The sequence below is a fragment of the Kitasatospora sp. NPDC047058 genome (genome assembly GCF_040643935.1).
Lineage (GTDB): Bacteria > Actinomycetota > Actinomycetes > Streptomycetales > Streptomycetaceae > Kitasatospora.
In genome coordinates this window covers 1-3917 of record NZ_JBEYVJ010000549.1, presented here as the reverse complement: position 1 = coordinate 3917, position 3917 = coordinate 1, and the positions used below count along the sequence as shown (strand labels likewise).

At 76.6% G+C, this 3917-nt stretch carries 3 protein-coding genes; all 3 read right to left on the bottom strand.

Annotated elements, in window-relative coordinates:
• The coding region (locus tag ABZ885_RS37205) for an ABC transporter permease (protein WP_360199012.1) at positions 1-2445 on the bottom strand (2445 nt) is incomplete at its 3' end.
• A 4-nt stretch (positions 2446-2449) separates the two neighbouring features.
• On the bottom strand, positions 2450-3217 hold the full coding sequence (locus ABZ885_RS37200; RefSeq protein WP_360199010.1) for an ABC transporter ATP-binding protein: 768 nt from the start codon (positions 3215-3217) through the stop codon (positions 2450-2452).
• Complete coding sequence (locus ABZ885_RS37195; RefSeq protein ID WP_360199008.1) at positions 3214-3717, bottom strand: PadR family transcriptional regulator; 504 nt, start codon at positions 3715-3717, stop codon at positions 3214-3216. Before ABZ885_RS37195 ends, ABZ885_RS37200 begins: the two co-directional genes overlap by 4 nt.
• Positions 3718-3917 lie beyond the last annotated feature (200 nt).

Sequence of the window (3917 nt, the reverse complement as noted above, 5' to 3'; positions counted from 1 at the left end):
AGGTGACCCCATGGCGACCACCGGAGCCCCGCGCCCGATCGACGCCCGAGGCTGGCTGTTCGAGGTGCAGGACCTGAAGGCCAGCACCGAGCCGGCGGGCGGCGGGACGCGCAGCACCGGGAGGGCGCAGAGCACGGCCGCCGTGGTCGCGCAGACGGCGGCCATGGCGAGGAGCGTCCAGACGGACGGGGCCCGTGCGATGCCCGCGCCGATGCCGCCCAGCTCGCCCTGCCGGTCGAGCAGCCGGCGGACCAGCGGGATGCCGACGGCCGAGCCGACGGCGACCGTGACCAGGGCGATGGCCGTCCCCCGGACGGCCAGCACGACGGCGCACTGGCCCGGGGTCAGGCCGATCGCCCGCAGCAGCCCGAGGTCCCGGCGGCGTTCGTGGAAGCCGGCCGCGGCCGTGGTGAGCAGGTCGACCAGGCAGATGAGCGCGAGCACGAGCAGCAGCCCCACCACGCTGGCCCGCAGCGCGCCGGGCCGGGTGACCGGGCCGCTCGGGAGGCGGATCTCCACCTGCCCGGCGAGCCCGGCGCGCGCGGGAAGGGCGCGCTGGACCTCGGCCGGGTCCTGGCCGGCGCGCAGGGTGAGCTGCCAGAAGTCGGGGTGCGTCGGGTCGCCGGGCCGGTCGAGGGTGTCGAAGCCGGTGGACAGCACCCGGCCGCCGTGCTCCGGTTCGAGGTCGCGCCCGACGATGTGCAGGATCCGCGGGGTGCCGCCGGTGGTGAGCCGCACCCACTGGCCGACCCGGGCGCCGAGCAGGTCGAGCGCGCCCTGGCCGGCGACCGCCTCGTCGGTCGCGCGGATCGACCGGCCCTCGACGACGGTGTACGGGTAGGGCGCGGCGGTGGTGCCGACGGCCCGCAGGGTGAGCGTCGCGGACTGGCCGGGCGCGAGGGCCTGCATCTCCGTCCCCGGGTAGACGCCCCGCACGGCGGCGTCGGTCGCGAGGGCGTCGGCGAGCCGCTCGTCGCCGGGCGTCTGCCCGGGGGCGGTCCGCCGGGCGGTGGCGGACGGGACGGTGGCGCCGCCGTCGGGACCGGTGACGGCGTCGAGGGTGGCCCAGGTGCTCAGGGCCAGGGTGGCGGCGACGACCGGGACGGTCAGCCGGACGGCGCTCACGACGAGGTCCGAGCGCCGGCGCAGGACGCTGCCGAGTCCGAGTACGAGGGCCGGCGGCAGCCGGCGGAGCGGGCCGAGCCGGACCGGGCGGGCGGTCATGGCCGGCGGCCGGGTGCCGTCGGTCGGGGGGACGGGGGCGACCCGGGCGGCGCGCAGGGCGGGCAGCGCGGCGGCGGCCCCGACGGCGAGGAGCGCCGCGGCGACGACGGCGCCGGTGGTCGCGGTGCCGCCGGGGACGAGCCGGTGGAGCGCGTCCGTCCCGCCGCCGAGGGCCGGGACGGCGTGGGCGGCGAGCGCGGCACCGCCGGCCCCGAGCAGGACTCCGGTGCCGGCCAGCAGCAGCTGTTCGGCGATGAACGTCCAGGCGACCTGGGCGGCCGTGAAGCCGAGTGCCTTGAGCAGGGCGATGTCACCGGTCCTGGCCCTGATCCGCGCGCCGGCCGCGCCGGCCACCGCGAGGGCGGCGGAGAGCAGTGCGGCCAGTCCGCAGAGTCCGAGCAGCAGGCCGGCCAGCCGGTCGTCCTGGTGCCGCGCGGCCCGCGCGTCCAGCCAGGTGGTGATCCGGGTGACCCGGTCGGCCCCCAGGACGCTGACCACCCGCTGGGCCGTGTACCCGGCGTCGTCGGGGCGGGCCAGCCGCAGTCCGACGGTGAGGCCCTGCGCCGCCCGGTCCGGCTGGACCAGGTCGAGGGTGGCGGGCGGGGCCCAGCCGAGGTCGTAGCCCGCGGCCTGGCTGGGCAGCTGGTCGGGGCTGTCCGCGATGCCGAGGACCGTCAGCTCCACGGCGGCGCCGTGGGCGTCGAGGACGGTCAGGTGGTCGCCGACGCGGGCCCAGGCGGCGTCGGCGGCGGACTGTTCGAGCACGATGCCGCGGGCGTCGCCGGGGTCGAGCCAGCTCCCGGACCGCAGCAGCGGGCGGGCCGCCCCCGGGGTGTCGCCGCGCAGCACCAGCGTGGTGCGGTCGGTGCGGTCCGCCGGGCCGGCGGGTGCGGCGGCGCCGTCGGCGCGCCGGCCGGTCAGCGTGGTCTCGGCCGTGTGCTGGGGCGGTGAGACCGCGAGCACGCCGGGTTCGCGGGCGAGTACGGCGGCCGACGGCTCGTCGGTGCTGCCCGCGGCGGCCGCGGGCGGGCGCAGGTCGATCCTGACGTGCGGCGAGCCGGCGTCCCGGAACTGCCGCTGCCACGGGTCGGCGGCGGCGCCGAGCAGCGCGCCGGCGAGCAGCAGGGCGGCGACGGTGCCGCCGGTGGCGAGGACGATCAGCAGGGCGTGGAGGCGGTGCGAGCGCAGGTCGGCCCGGATCCAGCGGAGGAGCGCGCGCACCGGCTCACCCGCCGAAGTCGATGACGTCGCGGACCCCGTTGGCGGTGCGCCACGCGGCCGGGGGTTCCTCCACCCGGGCGTCGTCGGCGATCCGGCCGTCGAAGAGGCTGACGACCCGGTCGGCGGTGCTCGCCGCCCGGGCGTCGTGGGTGACCAGCACGATGGTGGTGCCCTGCTCGTGGTAGCGGCTGAGCAGCGCGAGGACGTCGCGGGTGCTGCGGCTGTCGAGGTTCCCGGTCGGCTCGTCGGCCAGGAGCAGCTGCGGCCGGTTCACCAGCGCGCGGGCCAGCGCGACCCGCTGGCGCTCGCCGCCGGAGAGCTCCCCGGGCCCGGCGGCGGCCTTGTGCGCGAGACCGAGGTCCGCCAGGAGTTCCTCGCGGCGTTCGCGGGCGGTGCGGCCGGACATGCCGGCGAGCACCGCGGTCAGTTCGATGTTGTCGGCGACGGAGAAGTCGGGGAGCAGGTTGCCGCCCTGGAAGACGATGCCGTACCGGCGCCGGCGCAGGCGGGCCCAGGCGGCCTCCCGCAGGCCGTCGACCCGGCGGCCGTCGAGCCGCAGCTCGCCCTCGTCGGGCCGCAGCAGGCCGGCCAGGAGGTGCAGCAGGGTGGACTTGCCGGCGCCCGAGGGGCCGGTGACGGCGACGAACTCGCCGTGGTCGATCCGCAGGCTGACGCCGCGGACCGCGGGTATCAGGGTCGAGCCGCTCAGGTGCGAGCGCACCAGGGCGTCGGCGGCCAGCAGCGGCTGCGGGGTCGGCTCGGCGCCGGTCAAGTCAGCTCCTCCTGGCAACGCTCCAGCCAGTCGAGGTCGGCCTGCAGGTGCAGGACCGCGCCCTCGATGAGCAGCAGCGAGGTCCGGTTGCCGCGCTCGGTGGCGGCCAGTTTGTTGAGTCCGCGCATCATGTTGATGCAGTGCCGGCGCTGGTTGTTGATCAGCGTCAGCTGGTCGGCGAGGTCGGTGTCTTCGGCCAGGATGAGCTTCATGAAGAACTCGTCCCTGACCCGGGGCCCCTCGGTCGGGGCCTCGAACCAGCCGGCGAGTTCCTCGGTGCCCTTCTCCGTGATCTCGTAGACCTTCTTGTCCGGCTTGCCCTCCTGCGTCACCTCGGTGCCGCGGATCAGGCCGGACTTCTCCAGTCGGCTCAGGGTCACGTAGATCTGGCCGATGTTCGGCTGAGGGTACGCCGCGCCGAAGGTCTGCTCAAGCCCCTGCTTGAGCTCGTACCCGTAGGCGGGCTGCCGGGCCAGCAGCGCCAGCAGCTGATGGCGCACCGGGCGTCACCTCTTCCTCTTCGCTGGTTACACCTCGGTCACACAGTACGGGCAGGTGGGTACCCGCGAGCAGGGAGGCCGTATAAAGGGACGTGCGTCGGCGCCCACCCGCGCCGGCCGACCGAAGGAGCTCCATGTAGAGGTCGCCGAGGAGCACGCGCACCACGCTGACCGGGAGGTCGGTGTAGGAGCCGAGTTCG